Source organism: Diplocloster hominis (genome assembly GCF_032380655.1).
Classification (GTDB): Bacteria; Bacillota; Clostridia; order Lachnospirales; family Lachnospiraceae; genus Diplocloster; species Diplocloster hominis.
The window spans coordinates 107,546-126,237 of record NZ_JAWDIY010000004.1 but is presented as its reverse complement, the minus strand read 5'-3'; the positions used below and the strand labels follow the sequence as shown (position 1 = coordinate 126,237).

At 47.0% G+C, this 18,692-nt stretch carries 17 protein-coding genes; all 17 read left to right on the top strand.

The window, feature by feature from the left end; genetic code table 11:
• The first annotated feature begins 13 nt into the window (after nucleotides 1–13).
• Nucleotides 14–1,525 (top strand): sugar ABC transporter ATP-binding protein, encoded by a 1,512-nt coding sequence (locus tag ABC831_RS05365; protein ID WP_343247218.1) that lies wholly within the window; start codon nucleotides 14–16, stop codon nucleotides 1,523–1,525.
• A gap of 3 nt (nucleotides 1,526–1,528) precedes the next feature.
• Nucleotides 1,529–2,491, top strand: a complete 963-nt coding sequence (locus ABC831_RS05360; RefSeq protein WP_343247217.1) for an ABC transporter permease — start codon at nucleotides 1,529–1,531, stop codon at nucleotides 2,489–2,491.
• Between the two features lie 26 nt (nucleotides 2,492–2,517).
• Nucleotides 2,518–3,594, top strand: a complete 1,077-nt coding sequence (locus tag ABC831_RS05355) for a zinc-dependent alcohol dehydrogenase (protein WP_343247216.1) — start codon at nucleotides 2,518–2,520, stop codon at nucleotides 3,592–3,594.
• A gap of 72 nt (nucleotides 3,595–3,666) precedes the next feature.
• Complete coding sequence (locus ABC831_RS05350) at nucleotides 3,667–4,713, top strand: substrate-binding domain-containing protein (RefSeq protein WP_343247215.1); 1,047 nt, start codon at nucleotides 3,667–3,669, stop codon at nucleotides 4,711–4,713.
• A gap of 15 nt (nucleotides 4,714–4,728) precedes the next feature.
• A complete protein-coding gene (locus tag ABC831_RS05345) occupies nucleotides 4,729–5,505 on the top strand; it encodes an IclR family transcriptional regulator (protein WP_343247214.1) in 777 nt (258 codons plus the stop codon).
• A 48-nt stretch (nucleotides 5,506–5,553) separates the two neighbouring features.
• Complete coding sequence (locus tag ABC831_RS05340; protein WP_343247213.1) at nucleotides 5,554–6,231, top strand: RraA family protein; 678 nt, start codon at nucleotides 5,554–5,556, stop codon at nucleotides 6,229–6,231.
• Between the two features lie 22 nt (nucleotides 6,232–6,253).
• Complete coding sequence (locus ABC831_RS05335; protein WP_343247212.1) at nucleotides 6,254–6,910, top strand: bifunctional 4-hydroxy-2-oxoglutarate aldolase/2-dehydro-3-deoxy-phosphogluconate aldolase; 657 nt, start codon at nucleotides 6,254–6,256, stop codon at nucleotides 6,908–6,910.
• Nucleotides 6,911–6,919: 9 nt separating this feature from the next.
• Nucleotides 6,920–7,564 carry a cyclase family protein gene (locus tag ABC831_RS05330; RefSeq protein WP_343247211.1) on the top strand — a complete coding sequence of 215 codons (645 nt, stop codon included), beginning with the start codon at nucleotides 6,920–6,922 and terminating at the stop codon, nucleotides 7,562–7,564.
• A gap of 44 nt (nucleotides 7,565–7,608) precedes the next feature.
• Nucleotides 7,609–8,313, top strand: a complete 705-nt coding sequence (locus tag ABC831_RS05325; protein ID WP_343247210.1) for a FadR/GntR family transcriptional regulator — start codon at nucleotides 7,609–7,611, stop codon at nucleotides 8,311–8,313.
• Between the two features lie 37 nt (nucleotides 8,314–8,350).
• The gene (locus ABC831_RS05320) at nucleotides 8,351–8,695 is read left to right on the top strand and encodes a winged helix-turn-helix transcriptional regulator (protein WP_343247209.1); all 345 of its coding nucleotides are present in this window, start codon (nucleotides 8,351–8,353) and stop codon (nucleotides 8,693–8,695) included.
• A gap of 285 nt (nucleotides 8,696–8,980) precedes the next feature.
• Nucleotides 8,981–10,153, top strand: a complete 1,173-nt coding sequence (locus tag ABC831_RS05315; protein WP_343247208.1) for a sugar ABC transporter substrate-binding protein — start codon at nucleotides 8,981–8,983, stop codon at nucleotides 10,151–10,153.
• Between the two features lie 65 nt (nucleotides 10,154–10,218).
• A complete protein-coding gene (locus ABC831_RS05310; RefSeq protein WP_343247207.1) occupies nucleotides 10,219–11,751 on the top strand; it encodes a sugar ABC transporter ATP-binding protein in 1,533 nt (510 codons plus the stop codon).
• 1 nt (nucleotide 11,752) lies between these two features.
• Nucleotides 11,753–12,745: an ABC transporter permease gene (locus ABC831_RS05305; RefSeq protein WP_343247206.1), complete on the top strand. Its 993-nt coding sequence runs from the start codon at nucleotides 11,753–11,755 to the stop codon at nucleotides 12,743–12,745.
• Between the two features lie 109 nt (nucleotides 12,746–12,854).
• Complete coding sequence (locus tag ABC831_RS05300) at nucleotides 12,855–13,355, top strand: lactoylglutathione lyase family protein (RefSeq protein ID WP_343247205.1); 501 nt, start codon at nucleotides 12,855–12,857, stop codon at nucleotides 13,353–13,355.
• 552 nt (nucleotides 13,356–13,907) lie between these two features.
• Nucleotides 13,908–14,141 carry an NADPH-dependent FMN reductase family protein gene (locus ABC831_RS05295; RefSeq protein WP_343247204.1) on the top strand — a complete coding sequence of 78 codons (234 nt, stop codon included), beginning with the start codon at nucleotides 13,908–13,910 and terminating at the stop codon, nucleotides 14,139–14,141.
• 324 nt (nucleotides 14,142–14,465) lie between these two features.
• The gene (locus ABC831_RS05290) at nucleotides 14,466–17,576 is read left to right on the top strand and encodes an ATP-binding protein (protein ID WP_343247203.1); all 3,111 of its coding nucleotides are present in this window, start codon (nucleotides 14,466–14,468) and stop codon (nucleotides 17,574–17,576) included.
• 4 nt (nucleotides 17,577–17,580) lie between these two features.
• The gene (locus tag ABC831_RS05285) at nucleotides 17,581–18,582 is read left to right on the top strand and encodes a TIR domain-containing protein (RefSeq protein ID WP_343247202.1); all 1,002 of its coding nucleotides are present in this window, start codon (nucleotides 17,581–17,583) and stop codon (nucleotides 18,580–18,582) included.
• Nucleotides 18,583–18,692: the final 110 nt, after the last annotated feature.

The window sequence follows — 18,692 nt, the reverse complement described above, 5'->3', positions numbered from 1 at the left end:
GAGGGAATCAAATTTGGATGAAGTATTGAGGGTGGAACACATAGTTAAGACCTATCCCGGAGTGAAGGCGGTAAGTGATGTCAGCTTCAGCCTGAAAAGAGGGGAAGTCCTTGCCCTGCTGGGCGAGAATGGGGCCGGTAAATCCACCATAACGAAGATCATATGCGGGGCTGTGAAGCCGGATTCCGGAACCGTATATATAGAAGGAGAACCCCAGGATTTTAATTCGCCCAGTGAAGCCATGGCCAGGGGAGTCGCAATGGTATATCAGGAGTTGTCTATGGTCGGCAATATGTCGGTGGCTGAGAATATTTTTATGAACAGACAGCCTGTCAACAAGAGCGGGGCGATCCGGTGGAAGCAGCTCTACGCGGATACAAATGAACTTCTGCAAAAATTTGACATCGGAGTGGATCCGGGAACAATGGTGAAAAACCTGTCCGTAGGCACCTGCCAGCTGCTGGAGATCCTGAAGGCCATCTCCATGAATCCCAGGGTCATTATCCTGGATGAGCCCACCAGCTCGCTAACAGAGACGGAGACAAAACTGATGTTCAAGACCGTGCGCTTGTTAAAGAAGGAAGGGGTCTCCTTTATCTATATTTCCCATAAGCTCTCCGAAATATTTGAGCTGGCGGACTGTGCGGTTGTCATGAGGGACGGACAGTATATAGGAAGAAAGAATGTGGCGGAAACCACGGAAAATGAGATCGTCACTATGATGGTGGGCAGGGAAATCAAAGACGTATATGGAGCAGCCGGCAAACCGCTTAATAAAACGGAACCCTTATACTTTGAGGTGAAAGGTCTTACCTGCCCGGGCCTTTATGAAAATGTATCCTTTGGTGTGCGTAAGGGTGAGATCCTCGGAATAAGCGGCCTGATCGGCGCAGGCCGGACAGAATTGGCACTTGGAGTGATCGGAGCGCACAGACCGGACAGGGGCAAGGTTCTCATAAATGGGAAAAAGATACAGATTCATTCCCCGGGTGACGCCATTGCAAACAAGATTGCCTATCTGACAGAAGACCGGAAGGGGCTGGGACTATATCTGAACCTGCCGGTCAGGACAAACCTGGTGGCGGCCATGTTAAGAAAGTTTGCCCCCAAAGGGCTTATGCGGGAATCCCTGATCCAGAAAAATGCAATGGAACAGAAGGAAAAATATTCCATCGCCACCCCGTCGGTACAGCAGACGGTTGGGAACCTCTCCGGAGGCAATCAGCAGAAGGTACTGATCGCCATGTGGATGGGAATTGATCCGGATGTGATCATCTTTGATGAACCTACCCGAGGCGTGGATGTGGGCGCCAAAGCGGAGATTTATCAAATCATCAAACAATACGCCCGGCAGGGGAAATGCGTCATTATGATTTCTTCGGAAATGCCGGAACTGATCGGTATGAGCGATGAGATCCTGATCATGCATAACGGCAGAGTCAATGGACTGATCGGGAGAGATGAGTTCAGCGAGGACAATATTATTAAATACGCAACCGGTATTAAGAAACAAGGAGGAGTATAAAGTATGCAAATGATTAAGAAGATTTTTTCCCGCCGGGAACCGGCTCTATTGATTATCATCATTGCTTTGTCACTGATCATATCCATCTTTTCTCCCCACTTTCTGTCGGGGACGAATATCATATCGATGTTTGTGGCCCTGACCGTGGAGGGAATCATAGTACTCGGCATGGTGCTGCTGCTGATAATCGCGGGTCTTGATCTGTCTGTGGGCGCGGTGATGGCATTTACCGGTGTGTCGGTTGCCATGATGATCAATAAAGGGATACCGGTTTTTCTGGCGATTCTCGCGGCCCTGCTGCTGGCCCTGGCGATCGGGCTACTGAATGGGTTTCTCATCTCGGAGATCGGTCTGAATTCCTTTATCACCACACTGGGGATGATGATGGTGGTGAAAGGACTGATGCTGGTCATCTCCCAGGGAAAGGCGGTTCTGAATATGCCGGCCTCGTTTAAGGCCATCGGGCAGGGGAAGATTGCGGGAATCCAGTATCCGATTATTATCATGATCACGCTGGTGATTGTGATGGATCTTCTGGTCCGGCATACCCGGTTTATGCGCCAGACCTATTACATCGGCAGCAGCGAGCTGGCCTCCCAGTTAAATGGGATTCATGTGAAAAAGATCAAGATGCTGATGTATTGCCTGTCCTCCTTTTTCGCCGGTCTGGCCGGAGTTCTGATCACTGCCCGTTTTGGAAACGCCTCCGTCACACTGGGGGATAACACCGCAATGAATGTCATCACGGCGGCCATTATCGGAGGAGCCAGTTTAAACGGCGGACAGGGAACGGTATTGGGAGCATTTCTGGGGGCGGTGTTTATGCAGCTGATCTCCACTTCTTTGAACATGCTCAATGTAAATATGTACTGGCAGAATTTTGTTACCGGAGCTATTTTGATCATTGCCATTCTGATCGACGCCGTAAACGGAAAACGTAAGTCGGGTAAAAAGGTAATTGCATAACGGAAATCATTTACTGGAGGAAGAATATGAAGAAAACAATGAAAGCTTATCGGGTTACCGCTCCTTTGCAGATGGAGCTGAAGGAAGTCCCCGTACCGGAATTGAACGATGATGAGGTGCTGGTCCGGGTAAAAGCCATGGGAATCTGCACCACGGATATTGAACTGTACGACGGAAGCATGCCCTATTACCGGGAAGGCCTGTCCCATATGCCGATTACCATCGGGCATGAATGGTCGGGTTATGTGGCGGCCATGGGAAGCAGGGTGACAGGCTTCAATGTCGGAGACCTGGTGGTCGGAGATATCAGTATCGGATGCGGAAAATGTGAAAACTGTCTGAGGGGAATGTATCACCTGTGCTCCCATAGAACGGAACTGGGAGTGATCCGCTATGACGGAAGTATGGCGGAATATCTGAAAACGGAAGGGAAGAATCTGTATAAAGTGCCGGAAGGGGTAACTCCGGAGGAAGCCGCGGTTACAGAGCCTACAGCCACAGCGCTCTACGGGATCAGAAAAACCGGACTGAATCCGGGAGACCGGGTAGCTGTGATCGGTGATGGTTCCATCGGTATGCTGGCAGCCCAGATCGCCAACTGTTCGGGAGCGGGCCGGGTTTGCCTGGTGGCCAGGAAAGAGCTGCACCGTGAGAAAGTAAACGGCTGGGGGATTGAACTGGTCGTACATGGGCAGGAGGATCTGAAACAGCAGGTGGAAACGGCGCTTGGAGGTCCGGTGGACGCCATATTCGAAGCCTCCGGCAATGCCGCCGCATACGAAGATGCGGTGAGGCTGGTGAGGCCCGGAGGGAAGATCTGCGCTATGAGTATCACCGGGAAAGAAAAGATTCCGATGGATATGGACTATATCGTTACCAGAGATATCACGGTAGTGGGCATGCTGGCCAGCCCCAACTCCTTTGCTCCGGCTCTTCGATTGATTGCCGCAAAAAAAGTGGACGCGGCAGGCTGCATATCCCACCGGTTTCCCTTTGATCAGTCCGTCGGGGCTTTGGAGTTTGTACGCACGAAAGCCGCGCGCGATAAGATAAAAGTATTGATAGTCCATGACGATAAGGAGGAGGAGAAAGAAGAACAGTAGGACATTTTATTCAGTAGAAGCGGTACCTGTAAATTTAATTGGAAAATGTATAAGAAAAGGAGAAGAAATTTTATGAAAAAAATGATAGCTGTCATTTTAACCGTGTTAATGCTGACCACCATGCTGGCAGGATGCTCCGGCAGCAAAGAAACAGCCTCGGACGCTGTGGCAGGTGACGGCACCCTGCAAAGCCAGATCGATACCGCCGATGAGTACATAGCAGTCTGCTGCCTGAATAACCTGGAATATTTTAACGCCCACAAATACGGTTGGGAGAAGGCGGGGGAACTCTTCGGCGTGAAGACAAGCTGGGTCGGCCCCACGGATGATGATATGAGTGCCATGGTCAGCGCCTTGGATTCCGCGGTGGCAAAAAATCCCGCGGGAATAGCCGTATGGGGATATGATCCTGCCCTGGAAGCCAGCATCAACGGCGCGATAGAAAAAGGAATCCATGTGGTGACCTTCTGCGGTGATGTAGCCACCAGCGACAGACTTAGCTATATCGGTTCTTCCCAGTATGACATGGGCTATGACGGCGGCCGGCTGTATGCGGATTCAGTCGGCGGGGAAGGTAAGATAGCAATCATGACGCTGCCTGGGAATACCATGTTTGAAGAACGGCAGGCAGGCTTCGAGGCGGCGTTCGCCGAGTATCCTGGCATCGAGATCGTGGCCTACGGGGATACCAAAGCTGATACGGTGACAGCAGTCAGTGCCGCTACGGATATCATCAACAGCCACAGTGAGATCACCGGGTTTGTCTGCACTGATTCCACAGGTGCGGCAGGGGCATCGACAGCGGTACAGGAAGCGAACAAGGCAGGACAGATCGATGTGCTGGGCATGGACAGAAACTCCGATATTTTAAACCAGATCAAGGACGGACTGATCACCGCATCCATCGTACAGAACGACGTATCTATGGGATATTGGTCTATGGTATCCCTGATCACGGCCAAATACGGCGGGACCAACCTTGCGCTTACCAGCGATGATGCGGCAGCCGGAGTTAAGACCGCGCCCAACAATATCTATACTTCCGTGAATCTGGTTACGGCTGAGACAGCCGATTACTATCTGGAAGCCAACGAGTGGTATGCCGGGAATAGTTTCTAGAGAGGAGGGAGGGCCTTGAACAAAGCGGCCATGAGGACGCTGGATATCCTGACTTATGTCAGTGGATCCAGGCGTCCGGTGACGCCAAAAGCCATAAGCGAGGCACTGGATATTCCGCTTGCCGGCGCCAATGATATCCTCGATACCATGGTACAGATGGAATATCTGATGCAGCCGGACAAGGATACCAGAGCGTTTGCCGTGGGAATCAGGGCTTTTGAAGCAGGAGCGGCCTACATACAGGGGGCGGACCTGTTAAAAGCGGCGAAACCGTATCTTAAGAAAATGTCCCGGGAAACCAAAGCCACGGCATTCCTGGCGGTCAGAAATAAAGATAAGATTGTATACCTGGATAAAGTGGAGGGGGGCGGAGCGGTGATCACTACCGCTCAGCTGGGCTCCAGCAAGGATATGTATAATACCGGGCTGGGAAAAGCAATTCTGGCTTCCATGCCGGTGGCAGAGGTGGAGAGGATATACGAGAACAGGGAATTCATTCCCCAGACATCCAATACCATACGGGATATAGAGAGTCTGAAAAGAGATCTGTTTCAGACCCGGCAGAGAGGATATGCTATCGACGACTGCGAGGGGGAAAACACAGTGTATTGCATCGCTGCCCCGATCCGCAATTATGAGGGGAATGTGATTGCCGCGGTCAGCATAGCAAACTTTAAGGGGAACACTCAGCAGGCGGAAAATGCGGAACATGTGCGCCTCCTGCTGGACAGCGCCTGCCGGATATCAGGCCAAATGGGATATACGGGAAAGGATCTGTATTACAGGGAATGAAAAAACACTCCGGCGGGTCTGCGCCGTTAAAAGAAAGGAAGAAATGAAGTGAAAAAAATAATAAATCCAAGACCTCAGATTGATGAAACACTGATAAAGCCTTTCCGGGATATGGAGGATGTGCTCTCTTTGTCCTGTGTGGTGGGAGATGCCATGGAACGGGACAATGTGATGCGCCCGGATATCAAACCCAGAAGTATAGAAAAGAAAATAATCGGACCGGCAGTCACGGTAAAACTGACGGCCGGGGATATCGTGGACTGCCTGGGGGTATTTGAGATCGCGAAGCCGGGGGATGTGGTTGTGGTCGATGCGTTCGGTGAGACGCAGACATCTATCTGGGGCGGACTTATGTCAGGCCTGGCCAGGAATGCCGGGGTGGCCGGCGCGGTTATAGACGGCAGCTGCCGTGACACGGACGAGTCCAGAATGCTGGGCTTTCCGATTTCCGCGAAATCCGTAGGCCCCCGGGCTTCCCACACAGCGTATTCCGGGAGAAAAGAACCGATTGAGATTAACACACCCATCGTCTGCGGCGGCGTGATCGTCCGCCCCGGTGATCTGGTAGTGGCCGACGAAATCGGTGTGGCTGTGGTTCCCTATGAACAACTGGCGGAAGTTTATCAAAGGGCCAGGGAACAGGCGGATAAGGAGATCGCTACCAGAGAAGAGATCTTAAAAGGGGCTTCGGTAGAAGAACTGCTGGCAAAATTCGGCCGTATCTGAAGCGGAAAAAGAGAGGAGACCCATGAAACATCCATTATTTGATACTTTTCAGGAGAGGAAACTGATCGCCATTATCCGGGAAGTGGACAGAAAAGATATCGTGGAGACTGTGGCCGCGCTGTTAGAGGGAGGGATTTCCTGCGTGGAGGTCACTTTCGACCATACGGGAAGCGCGGGTATCCAAAATACCCTGGACTGCCTGGATGCGGTTCGGGAACGTTTTGCGGAGCAGGTCATTCTGGGAGCGGGAACGGTACTGAGCGCCGGGGAAGTGGAGCTGGCCGAAAAGCATAACGCCAGGTTCATCATCTCCCCCAATACAGACCCAACCGTCATTCGGGCTGCGAAGGAAGCGGGAATGCTGTCCATGCCCGGCGCGCTGACGCCTTCGGAGATCACAGCCGCCTACGGGGCGGGGGCGGACATTGTTAAGCTTTATCCCGTCGATATCCTGGGCACCGGATATATAAAAGCGGTGAAAGGACCCTTAAAGCACATCCCGATGTCGGCTGTGGGTGGAGTTACCCCTGGGAATGTCCGTGAATTTCTGGACAGCGGCGCACTCTGCGTGGGAATAGGCGGAAATCTGGTGAACCGCCGTTTGGCGGAAAATAAAAAATTCCTGGAAATGCAGTTACAGGCAAAAGCCTTTTGTGATAAAATAAAACAAGCGGAATAGGAGGTTCCTATGAAAATATATGATTTGACGCTGCCGTTTTCGGTTAAAACCACGCAGGTATTCCCGGGGACGCCGCCTATGGATTATCAGCTGTCCCACACGGTCGCAAAGGACAACTATAATTTGGGAATCGCATCTATAAACAGCCATGCGGGGACTCATACGGATGCCCCCAGGCATTTTCTGAATTCCGGATGCTGTCTGGACCAGGTGGATATCGGAAACTATATCGGATATGCAGTCATCGTGGACTGCACCCACCGGGGAGCCTTCGATGAGATGTCGGTGGAGGACGTCAGGCCTTACGAGGAACAGATCAGAAAGCATAAGAAAGTGATATTGAAGACGGGATGGTCCAGGTATTTCAGGGAAGAGCGCTTTTTTACGGATTACCCGGTGATCACCGAGAAACTGGCTGAATATCTGGTAGAGCTGGGGATTCATATGGTGGGAGTGGAAGCGCCCTCCCTGAATCCCGACAAGGCGATGGAAGTCCATAAGATTTTTCTGAAAAATGGTGTGGCGGTAGTAGAGGCATTGGCTAATCTGGAGCAGCTTCCCGGAGAGGTAATGTTTTTTAGCGGAGCGCCTGTTGGAATCGCGGAGGCGGACGGTTTTCCAGTCCGTGCCGCAGTTATCGATTTAGAAGATTGAGACGGAAGAAATCGGACAAAGAATAGATAAGCGAGGGGTTTTTCATGGCTTACACAATGAATGCAACAGAACTGGTTTACGATTTTATCTGCGATAAGATTCGCGATATGGAGTGGCAGGAGGGAGATAAGATCTGGACAGAGCAGAAGTTCTGCGAGGAGTTGGGCGTCAGCAGGGTGGCTGTGCGCCAGGCTATCGATAAACTCGTCGCTACGTCTACCCTGAAAAAAATTCAGGGTTCCGGTACCTATGTGCAGGAGAGCAACCCGATTGCTCTCATTGCCGTTCCCACGCATATTATCACGGATGAGGAACTGCTGGATATTATCCGCTTTCGGGTTTACTTTGACTCAACCAACGTGGAGCAGTTTTTAAAATTCGCGGGGGAAGAAGATTACAGGCATCTGGAACAGGTTCATGAACGGCTTATGAATTGTGACCGTGAGTCAGACGATTTCTATAAATATGATTTTGAATTTCATCGTGCGATTGCAGACGGCACCGGCAATTTTTATGTAAAGCAGATTTATACCATGCTGATGGAAAGCCTGCTGAGCAATCAGGAGCGGCTGCACAAGATCGTAGGCCCTGAGGTTGCTCTGGAATACCATCCGCAGATAATCAAATATATCCGGCAGCATGACTGCGAGCTGGCGTCCATTATGATGCGCAGACATCTGGAAGAGACGGTGCGCCAGGTGGAAGACTATATTATTATGAAGAAAGAGAAGGCAAACGGTTATATATAATCTGTCAGCAGTTTATATCCCGAAGAGAGGTGAATGGATGGCAGAACTGAAATCAGAATACAAATGTGCTCTGCTTCTGACGATTGATCTCATAGGCGGTAAATGGAAGCTGCGGCTGCTTTGGCATATCATTCACGGCGACAATCGTTTTTCCCTGCTGCGGCGGGCGATTCCGGAAATCACTGAGAAGATGCTGACGACCCAGTTAAAAGAGCTGGAGAACAGCGGCATGATCGCGCGCCGGACCGACCGGGGCGAGGTGCCGGTCAAGGTGGAATACTCGGTGTCGGGAGAATATGGTTCCATTATTCCCATTATTGATGATCTGTGTAAATTCACAAAAGAATTCGCTGAGAAAAATAAAATTTATATCCCATCGTGATCCCTGAAATAACGTATTTTTTTGTAGGATACTTACAAAAAAGTACGTTATTTACTTTTTCTTTTGTCCCTTTTATACTAGAAACTACAGGAACAAGCCGAAATGAAAATCCTTGCAGGGGCATTCCCGGGACGCCGGGGAGTTCGGACGAAATCTGGTTAAAAGGTATGAGGTAAGGCAGAACAAAGAAAAGTTCACACATCCCTTTGCGCTGCGTGCTAAAAAGGTACCGTGTACCTTTTTCCGCAGAAGGAAAGCGCAGGGAGTGCAACACAGGAGGCATGTATGAAAAAAATATGGAGTTTCATTTTGGTGGGGATTTTGTGCTTCGGACTAATCGCGTGCGGTTCGCCCGGGAAGGGACAGGAAGAGCCGGCCGATGCGGCGGGTGCCAAAGAGCCGGCGGAAGATACAGCGGAACCGGCAGCCGTGACAACAGCCCCGGCGGATGCAGAACAGGCCGCCGCATCCGGCGGATTTGAATACAAAAAGATTTATGAATATCCGGAACCTACCATGCTGAATTCGCAGGCACCGGTCGATAATCTGAATTATGTGGAAGGGACGGTTCCGAAGATCGCTTTTATGCCTGCCGGACTGGAGTATACTTATTATCAGGCTGTGGGCGTAGGCGTGGAGGCCGCGGCGAAGGAACTTGGAGCGGAAGTGGTAACCCTGGCCCCCATGAGCGGCAGTGATATTAATACTCAGGTCGGAATGGTGCAGGATGCCATTACCATGGGTGTCAATGTTATTTTGCTGAATCCACACGATGACGCCGCTCTTGCTCCTGTGATCACGGAAGCGATCGACGCGGGCGTGGCGGTTTTTAACCTGAATTCGGACAGCCTGGATTTTGAAGTGCCGCTGAGCGGAGTGGTTGGCTATGACCAGTACAATGGGAACCTGGATCAGGGGAAGATGATCGCGGAGCAATTCCAGGGAGAGGAACTGAAGATCGGCATAATCGAAGGACTTCCCGGTTATCACACAGGACAGCGCTGCGGAGGCTTCGAGGAGGGAATCAAGGACCATCCGGATTATGAGATCGTGTCCCGGGTCAACGGCAGTTGGACGGTAGACGGCGGAAACACGGCCTGTATGGATATGGTTCAGGCGAATCCGGAGATCAATATGATCTACTGCGCCAATGACCAGGAGGCGGAAGGGGCCTATATGGCGCTCAAAATGCTGAACCGTACAGATATCACTCTGGTTGCCAACGATGGGGACACCGAATTCCTGGAGATGATCTATGACGGAAACGGATATTCCACTCTGAACACGGTTCCCTATGAGATGGGCCTGTACGCCTGCCAGGCGGCTGTGGATATCCTATATGGAAAGTTTGAGGGAGGATGGGTGCAGACTCCCGGCTATGTCACCACCAAAGATAATGTACTGGAATTCCTGCAGCAGCCCGAACGGCTGAGCCCGCAGCCTTCCAAAGAGTATTAGAAAAAGTTTGCCGGCGGAACTGCCCGTTTGGACACAGGACAATTCCGCGGCGATGGGAGGATCATATGAGTGAACGCGGCGAAGTGCTTTGGGAAGTAAAACACCTGACGAAATTATTCCCTGGTGTAAAAGCGCTGGATGATGTATCCATGCAGTTTCACAGGGGAGAAATTCACGGGTTGATCGGGGAAAATGGAAGTGGAAAATCCACACTGATAAAATGTCTTTCCGGTGTATATGAACCGGAGGAAGGAGAGATTTATCACCAGGGAAAATTAGTCCACGTTACAAGTCCTATTGCGGCCAGAAAGATGGGAGTGGCCACGATCTTCCAGGAATTTTCCCTGGTACCCACCCTGAGCGTTGTGGAAAATATTTTCCTGGGCCGGTTATTATATAAGGAAAAGAACCGGCTGATTGACTGGAACCGGATGCGTTCAGAAGCCGGAGAATTATTGAACGGACTGGATATCGATATCGATCCGTCTGTGGTGGTAAAAAACCTGTCGGTGGCACAGCAGCAGCTGGTAGAGATCGCGAAGGCCCTCAGTATCCATGCTTCTTTGCTGATCATGGATGAGCCGACGGCGGCGTTGGGCCAGTCGGAAATCCAGCGCCTGCATCTGCTGACCCGCAAACTGAGAGATCAGGGGTATGCCATCATCTATATTTCCCACAGGCTGGACGAGATGGAGAGCCTGGTGGATCGGGTGACAGTGTTGAAAGACGGTGTGGTGACCGGAGAATGTGGGCGGCAGGAGATCAGTGTGAGCGAGATCGTGCGTATCATGATCGGCTCTGATATCGAAAACCATTACCCCAAGGAACACAATGCAACAGATGAAGTCATCCTTCGGGCTGAAAATCTGACTACCCGGCAGGGAGCGCGCCATGCGGGATTCGAACTTCACAGGGGGGAGGTGCTGGGATTCGCGGGCCTCATCGGTTCCGGCCGGACGCAGATTGCCCGGGGGATATTCGGGGCAGACGCTCTTTTGGAGGGAAGCCTTAAGATCGGCGGCAGAAAGGTGCGGATCAGGCGGCCGCAGGACGCTATTCGGGCGGGAATTGCCTTTGTCACGGAGAACCGGAAATCCGACGGCCTGTTTATGAATTTCAACGCAGGACCAAACATATCTGTCGTAAAGCTAGAGAAACTATTGCAGGCCGGTCTGCTTAGTCTGAAAAAAGAGGGAAACAGCGGCAGGGAATATGTACATAAGCTGAAAATCACCCCCACAGCTATGGAAAAATCAGTTCGGTTTCTGTCCGGCGGTAATCAGCAGAAGGTAGTTATCGCCCGATGGCTCTTTTCACAGGCGGATATCTTTCTTATGGATGAACCGACCCAGGGGATCGATGTGCAGGCCAAGGTGGAGGTATACCAGCTCATGAACCGGCTGACTGCCGCCGGGAAGGCAGTGATACTCATCAGTTCGGATTTTCCGGAGCTGATCGCTATGAGCGACCGGCTGGCAATCGTGCGGGGTGGGACAATCACGGAGACGATCCCTGTGGGAAAGATCACACGGACAGAACTGATGGAGATTACCATGGGCCGGCAAAATAGTCAAGAGAGCGGGAGAGTGAGATCCTAATATGAAAAAATTATTAAAATCAGAGGTAATCGGGCCGTTTATCGCATTTTTAGTCGTTTTCCTGCTGGCCTGCATCAGTACGGAACGTTTCCTCGTGTTGAGCAATCTGAGAAATCTGGTACTGCAGATCTGCGTCACCGCATTCCTGGCGGTAGGGGCCACCTTCGTGATCCTGACAGGAGGAATCGATATCTCCTGCGGCAGCGCGGTGGCATTACAGACCATGCTGTTTGCCACGATGATAAAGTCTTGGGGATTATCCGTGTGGGCAGGAGCGCTGCTGCTGGTAATCGTGGGGATCATCATGGGCGCATTCAATGGTTTTCTGGTATCTTATCTGAAAATCCCCGCCTTTATAGCCACCCTGTCCTCCCAGAGCATGTTCCGGGGGGTATCCTACATGATGAACAACGGATCCGCCCTGCAGTCCCTGTCGGCAGATACGGAAAAGATCTTTTATACAACCGTTTTCGGGCTTCCGATCACCCTGATTTATATCGTCGTATTTTTCGCGCTGGCCCATATCTTCCTTACCTACACCCGCAGCGGACGTAAAATCTATGCTGTCGGCGGAAATATGGAAGCGGCACAGCTGTCCGGCATTCATGTGAAGCATACGTTGATGCTGACTTATTCTCTGGCGGGGCTGTGCACAGGGATCGCGGCAGTGCTGTATGCCTGCAGACTGAATTCCGGGTCCCAGAATTTTGGCCCCGGTATGGAGATGAGCGCCATAGCGGCGGCGGTGATCGGCGGGACCAGCATGACCGGGGGAAAGGGCAAGGTAGTGGCTACCCTGATCGGTGCGGGAACTGTATTGATCGTTCAAAACGTACTGAACCTGAATTCAATCTCCACGGCGATACAGCAGGTGGTAAATGGTCTGATGATCCTGCTTGCGGTATTGCTGGATGTGTGGAGGACGCCCATCGGGCGGGCGTTTGGACGGGGAATAGCCAAAACCGGAATCAAGCGGGCGCAGGAAGGGCAGTAACTGAGCGCTGGCTGCGGCAGACACATTTTAAACAAGGAGCTTAAGAAGCTCCGTAGACAGGAAATTGGCGGCGAAAGCCGTTATAAAAAATAATAAAGGAGAGATAACTATGTACCCTAAGGCTTTTTCACACATTGGTCTGTCTGTACCGGACCTGGACGCAGCAGTTAAATTTTATACGGAGGTAATGGGATTATATGAGATCATGCCCCCGTCGGTGATCGAGAGGGATGACTCGGATATCGGGGTCATGTGCGACGATGTGTTCGGGAAAGGGTGGGATAAGTTCCGGATTGCGCACCTGTCCACCTCAGACGGCATAGGATTTGAAATGTTCGAGTTCCCGCAGAACGAACCTCATGAGAAGGAGTTTAAATACTGGAGAACCTCCCTGTTCCATTTCGCCGTACAGGATCCGGACCTGGAGGGGTTTGTGGAGAATATCGTCAAACACGGAGGGAAACAGAGGATGCCCATCCGATATTATTATAAGGGCTCCAAGCCTTACCGGATGTGTTATGTGGAAGATCCGTTTGGGATCATTTTCGAGGTGTACAGCCACAGTTACGAGCTGACTTATTCCTCGGGAGCATACGAGAATCCGGAATAAGAGAACAGGATAGGAAAACGGTATAAAAAGATTATAAAAAACGGCTTAGCTGCCCGAGAATGTCCCTGAATCTCCGACAGTTGAGCCGTTTTTGTTATTTGCAGGATACAGTAATCCATAGGGAATCGTGTAGTTCCATTCCACGGGAAGAGTGACAAGGGAAGGATGGATAATCCTTCCAACATTCCAAATTTAATAAAAGCTGGTTTGTCTCTTCACAGCGGTTAAACACATGGATATCATAAAAATAAGGTGTGTCTTCTATGCGTATCTGCGGAGATTGTCCTCAAAAGTAACGATCTGTATCTTAAACTGAGGGAACCGGTCGCTGACCTGATACCACAGATCCATAAACTCTTTACAGGGATTCAGCATGGAAGTTCCGACACGCAGCGTTTGGTTTTCTGTATGGGCCAGCTTCCCTGCTCTTTTTATTGCTTGTTCCTTAATACGATATTAACACACCGGAGATTCCGGGTCAAATCCTTTGCGGTTATAATGAAAACGTAATTACTCAGGAATGCATAGATGGATTGGGAAGGAGGAATTTATATGTCATCCATAATTCTTTATTTTTCTCGTACGGGGGAAAATTATGTCAGCGGCGCGATACGGAATCTCACAAAAGGAAATACGGAAATCGCGGCGGAAATGATACAGAAGTTAACCGGAGCGGATCTTTTTAAAATAGAACCGGTAGTGGAGTACTCGTATCATTATAATGAATGTATTGAGGAAGCGCGGCAGGATCAGAAACGGGATGCCAGGCCGGAACTGGCTGCATAACCGGAAAAACTTGAGAGGTATAATGAGATTTACCTGGGGTATCCTAAAATGGAGTATGGTTTTGATTGTATATTGAGTATATAGCGTTAAAAATATGAGGAAAAAAGGAACTGCATACACAGATGATAGACTGAAATGTGTATAGCGTTGATATTTATGGACTTGCAGAAAAGTGTTTTGCAGGTCTTTTTTGATTTTATGAGAGTAACGGTCAAAAGTGATGTAATGATTAAAAAAATATGGTATATTTAAGACAGATTAAGGAAGAGGTCATGTATGGAATCAATGATTATTACAAAAGAAAAATGTTGTATGTAAATGGTGATGAAACTTGATTCAAGAGTTTTTACGGGGGAAACAATGGATACAGAAAGATTTCAAAAAAATATAGAACAGGCAGATAGCAATTCATTACGTATAGGAGCGGCCAATCGTGTTCTGCAGCTGCTTCAGAAACTACGTTATAGCAATAATGAAAATAGTGCAAAACGGTGGGTATGGGAATTATGTCAGAATGCAAAGGATATATGTAATAACACTGGTAAGGTTAAAATTGCAATTGCTTTTGATGAAGGAAACAAAAAGGTTGCATTTAAGCATAATGGAAAGGCTTTTTCCATAACGAACGTGATGTCGCTTATTAATCAATCCTCATCCAAAGACAGAAATGATGGGGTTCAGAGAACAAGTGGAAAATTTGGAACAGGGTTTTTGACAACACATTTGTTGTCAGAAATTGTGGATTTGTCTGGTATATTGGAAACAGAGGCAGGTAGTTTTTCAAACTTCCATTTTACTTTGGATCGGACGGGGCATGAGCAAAAGGAAATTGTAAGAGCCATGGAAACGGCTGTACAGCAGCTTATGGAATGTACACCTTTGCGGGATGTACCAGACTGGGAGGCTTATAATACAATCTTTGAATATGCATTGGATGAAGATGGTATAGAAGTGGCAAAGCAGGGAATTGAAAACTTGAGAGTAACTGCACCATTTGTTTTATCTATGATAGAGGATATTGAAGAGATTTTTTTGGAATCAACAGGAGAGGTGTTCCGATACAATCAAAGTCATACTAGTCAGGAAGAAAATGCATTAGTTCATGAAATCCAGTATGAATCTAAAATCACAAAAAAGAACATATATATTTTAAATTTGACCGAAGATGGGCTCACCATATCTGCAGGGTTGGAAAGCAATAACAATTCAGTGAACTTTATATCATTTGCAAAAGGACAGCCAAAATTATTCTGTGATTTTCCATTAATAGGTACAGAGGATTTTCCGTTTCCAGTTGTAATTAATTCAAGTGATTTTAATCCAACGGAACCGAGAGATGGCATATATCTGTCCTGCAAGTCAAAGAATAGAATTGATGATGAAATTGAGCTGAATCGTAAGATTATAGAAAAAGCGTGTGGTTTGTATACAAAACTATTGGCATATGCGGCAAAGCGTTGTTGGGGTGGAATCTATCACATTACACATATCGATACTTATGAAAAAAAGGATTGGTATGATGAAGAATGGATTAAAGCGATTATTAATAATTGTAAAGATACGATTTTAAATACTGAAATTATACAAACCAGTAAGAATGAGATGATGGCGTTACAGGACTGGTTAGGGGAAGAACAGGTATATATTATTTCAGATGCCAACACGGAAATTCGAGAAGAAATATGGGAATTACTTTATCCAATAATGCCAGAACGTATTCCTTGTAAAGCAAATATTCATGATTGGTATTTTTCCTTATGGAGTGGCTGTAATAGATATACATTAAAAAATTTGACAGGACAATTACAGGAGTATGGTGGGATTGAACAATTGCAGGAAGCGATGCCATACTATAATTGGCAAGATTGGCTTTTAAGGTACTATGATCTAGTCGAGAAAAATAAAAAATTGCAAGAATATATATTTGCAAATAAAATCAGAATCCTTCCAGATCAAAGAGGGAAATTTCATTGTGTTTCAGAACTTCATTATGATAAGGATATTTTGGAAGAATATAAAAATATCTTGGATAAATTGGGTGCTGATTGCAGAAGCTGGTTGCTTGATTCAGATCTTACGAATCGGGAGTGGTTTCAGGCAGAAAATGTAGAAAATGGACAAATGCTTAGATTAATTGAAGACAGACTAGAGGAAGCAGATGGGGGAATAAGGAGTAGAATTTTATTTCTAATGGTTTTCTACTATGAAAAAGATAATGAAAATCTGGATATACAACAAAAGATATGCAGATACGCAAGTGATATTTTCAAAACAAATGCTCTTATGCTGGAAGTTCCTTTGATATCAAAAAAAATATTACAAGAAGCATTAAAATATACGCTTACTTGTGTGGCAGATAAGATTAGTGAGTGCGCCGATTTGAAACATTTATCACTGTATATGAGTAAATCTATGGAAGATACGACAGGATTCCTAGCGGAATTTATAGAATTTATAGTTCAAACAGGTTATGAAAACTTAATCAATAAATCGAAAAGACCGATTCTTCCGAACCAAAATGGGATATTTGTGATAAAAGATGATATCTTTTTGGATAGTGATATGGATGAGACTTTAAAGGAACTTGCAGTTAGTGCGGGTTATGATATTAAAGCAGAGCTGCTAATGAAGCAAGTTTATTTAAAGATGCCCGATAATCGTGTGAAAAAAGATTGTGATATAGTACCGGCTATATCACAGTATGTGAATGCAAACAGAACTTCTAAGGATGATAAGGTGCGGACTAATTTTAAGAAACTGTTACTTTGGATGACGGATAATAGTGATAAAGCGAAAGAGATTTTTCCAGAGTTGTATAAAAACAAACATTATCTCTATGATGATGAAGAGATTACTTCAAACATCCGAAAGGCAGAAATATTAGATGATATCATGGATAAATATTCAATTACTAGTGCAAAAAACTTAGAGGAAATAATAAGAATAGGACAAGTTGGTTCACCGGAAGCAAATGTAAGAAGTGAGATAACGCCAGCGGTGTTGTTACAGTATGGGATTGAGTCCGAAGAAGCGCTGAATCAAGCATTTACTGATGATGATTTTGCGGAGCAGTTTTACAGACCTACAAAGCATAATCAAGAGACCTATGAATACGTAAAATCCATCTTAGAGCGTTCCAGAACTAATATTTTTTCGTACCTGAGGCAAAGAGAAGACTATGATTTATCTGAAATACATCCGGCATCAGATACAATATTTATCATAAAAAAGAATGGAAAAGAGATATATTTGCTGGCTCGCCCTTCGGATGGTGGGGAAGTGCGTATTTATTACAGAGAGGAACAAGATATCCTGGATTATTCCAGGGACTGGGAATTGTGGGTTGAGGACGGTAAATCAGAGCCAAAGAAGCTTACATTTGGAAAGATTATCAAACTGACAGGGTTAAACAGAATACCATTGAGAGGATTGTAGAAGAATGAGCTTAAGCAGGGACAAAGTAGAAGCTGTACTGAGCAATAATAATTTCGATAATGTAATTTGCAGAGCATTAGAATCTCGCCCGGGGGAGTTAGCAAAATATATTTGTGCCCTAGCAAACAAAGCGGGTGGATACATTTTAATTGGGGCAGAGAAGGATAATGGAAGTTATAAATTAACAGGTTTTTATCTCACATCCAATATAGAGAATATTATGAAAGCTGCATATGGAAAATTGTCCCATGAAGTCAAATGCCAGTATGGAAGTTTTCTTCTTTTTGATAGAAATATTTTTGTGATTAGAGTGGAACAGTCGGATGATTTGGTTCTTGCAGAGGGAACACAATATATTTTTGTAAATAATGATGCGAAGATAATGGAGCAAAAGGAGTGGAAAGGTCCATCTACTTTGTTTATTTCTTATACGGAATGCGATGCGCCAATTGTTGATATTGTAGAAAAAACAATTTGCGAAAAGCTTCAGGGTAAGATAAAGATTTCCAGATATACCGAACTTAAGTACAAAGCAAGCTTTAAAGAGTTTATGGATACGATACAAGATCACGATTTTGTATTAGCAGTGATAAGTGACACTTATTTAAGAAAACAGCCTTGTATGTATGAGGTGGGTGAAATTATAAAAGACAGGCATTACAAGGACAGGCTTCTGTTTATTGTATTAAGTGAAAAAGAGCGGGGTTATTATGGAGACAATGCCCCTATAAAGATTGGTCCTGATGTTTATGATGGGCCAGAGGCAAAATTGGAGTACATAGGATTCTGGAAAGAAAAGTATGAGAAGCTGGAAAAGCGAATGCGTGTGATTGATGATCTTGAGGCAATCGGAAAAACTACAAAAGATCTTCAGATTATAGGACAGATTTATAGAAAGGATATGGGAGAATTCCTGGATTTTTTGTCAGATGCAAATGGGAAGAGTTTTCAGAGATTGTATGCGAATGGATTTGAAGAGATTATTGAATGGATGAAAGTACAGTGATAGATTCTTGATAAAAAGGTATGGAAAGGTATAGCGAGAAAATAGAATTAACATTTAAAAGAATTAAAAATGGGAGTAAATTTGAGCAGGATTTTGAGAATTTGACCGCT

Coding starts and splice junctions, on each gene's coding strand:
- ABC831_RS05295 (WP_343247204.1), top strand. CDS start 13,908: ATGTCATCCATAATTCTTTATTTTTCTCGTACGGGGGAAAATTATGTC.
- ABC831_RS05350 (WP_343247215.1), top strand. CDS start 3,667: ATGAAAAAAATGATAGCTGTCATTTTAACCGTGTTAATGCTGACCACC.
- ABC831_RS05290 (WP_343247203.1), top strand. CDS start 14,466: ATGAAACTTGATTCAAGAGTTTTTACGGGGGAAACAATGGATACAGAA.
- ABC831_RS05335 (WP_343247212.1), top strand. CDS start 6,254: ATGAAACATCCATTATTTGATACTTTTCAGGAGAGGAAACTGATCGCC.
- ABC831_RS05300 (WP_343247205.1), top strand. CDS start 12,855: ATGTACCCTAAGGCTTTTTCACACATTGGTCTGTCTGTACCGGACCTG.
- ABC831_RS05325 (WP_343247210.1), top strand. CDS start 7,609: ATGGCTTACACAATGAATGCAACAGAACTGGTTTACGATTTTATCTGC.
- ABC831_RS05305 (WP_343247206.1), top strand. CDS start 11,753: ATGAAAAAATTATTAAAATCAGAGGTAATCGGGCCGTTTATCGCATTT.
- ABC831_RS05320 (WP_343247209.1), top strand. CDS start 8,351: ATGGCAGAACTGAAATCAGAATACAAATGTGCTCTGCTTCTGACGATT.
- ABC831_RS05285 (WP_343247202.1), top strand. CDS start 17,581: ATGAGCTTAAGCAGGGACAAAGTAGAAGCTGTACTGAGCAATAATAAT.
- ABC831_RS05315 (WP_343247208.1), top strand. CDS start 8,981: ATGAAAAAAATATGGAGTTTCATTTTGGTGGGGATTTTGTGCTTCGGA.
- ABC831_RS05360 (WP_343247217.1), top strand. CDS start 1,529: ATGCAAATGATTAAGAAGATTTTTTCCCGCCGGGAACCGGCTCTATTG.
- ABC831_RS05310 (WP_343247207.1), top strand. CDS start 10,219: ATGAGTGAACGCGGCGAAGTGCTTTGGGAAGTAAAACACCTGACGAAA.
- ABC831_RS05355 (WP_343247216.1), top strand. CDS start 2,518: ATGAAGAAAACAATGAAAGCTTATCGGGTTACCGCTCCTTTGCAGATG.
- ABC831_RS05330 (WP_343247211.1), top strand. CDS start 6,920: ATGAAAATATATGATTTGACGCTGCCGTTTTCGGTTAAAACCACGCAG.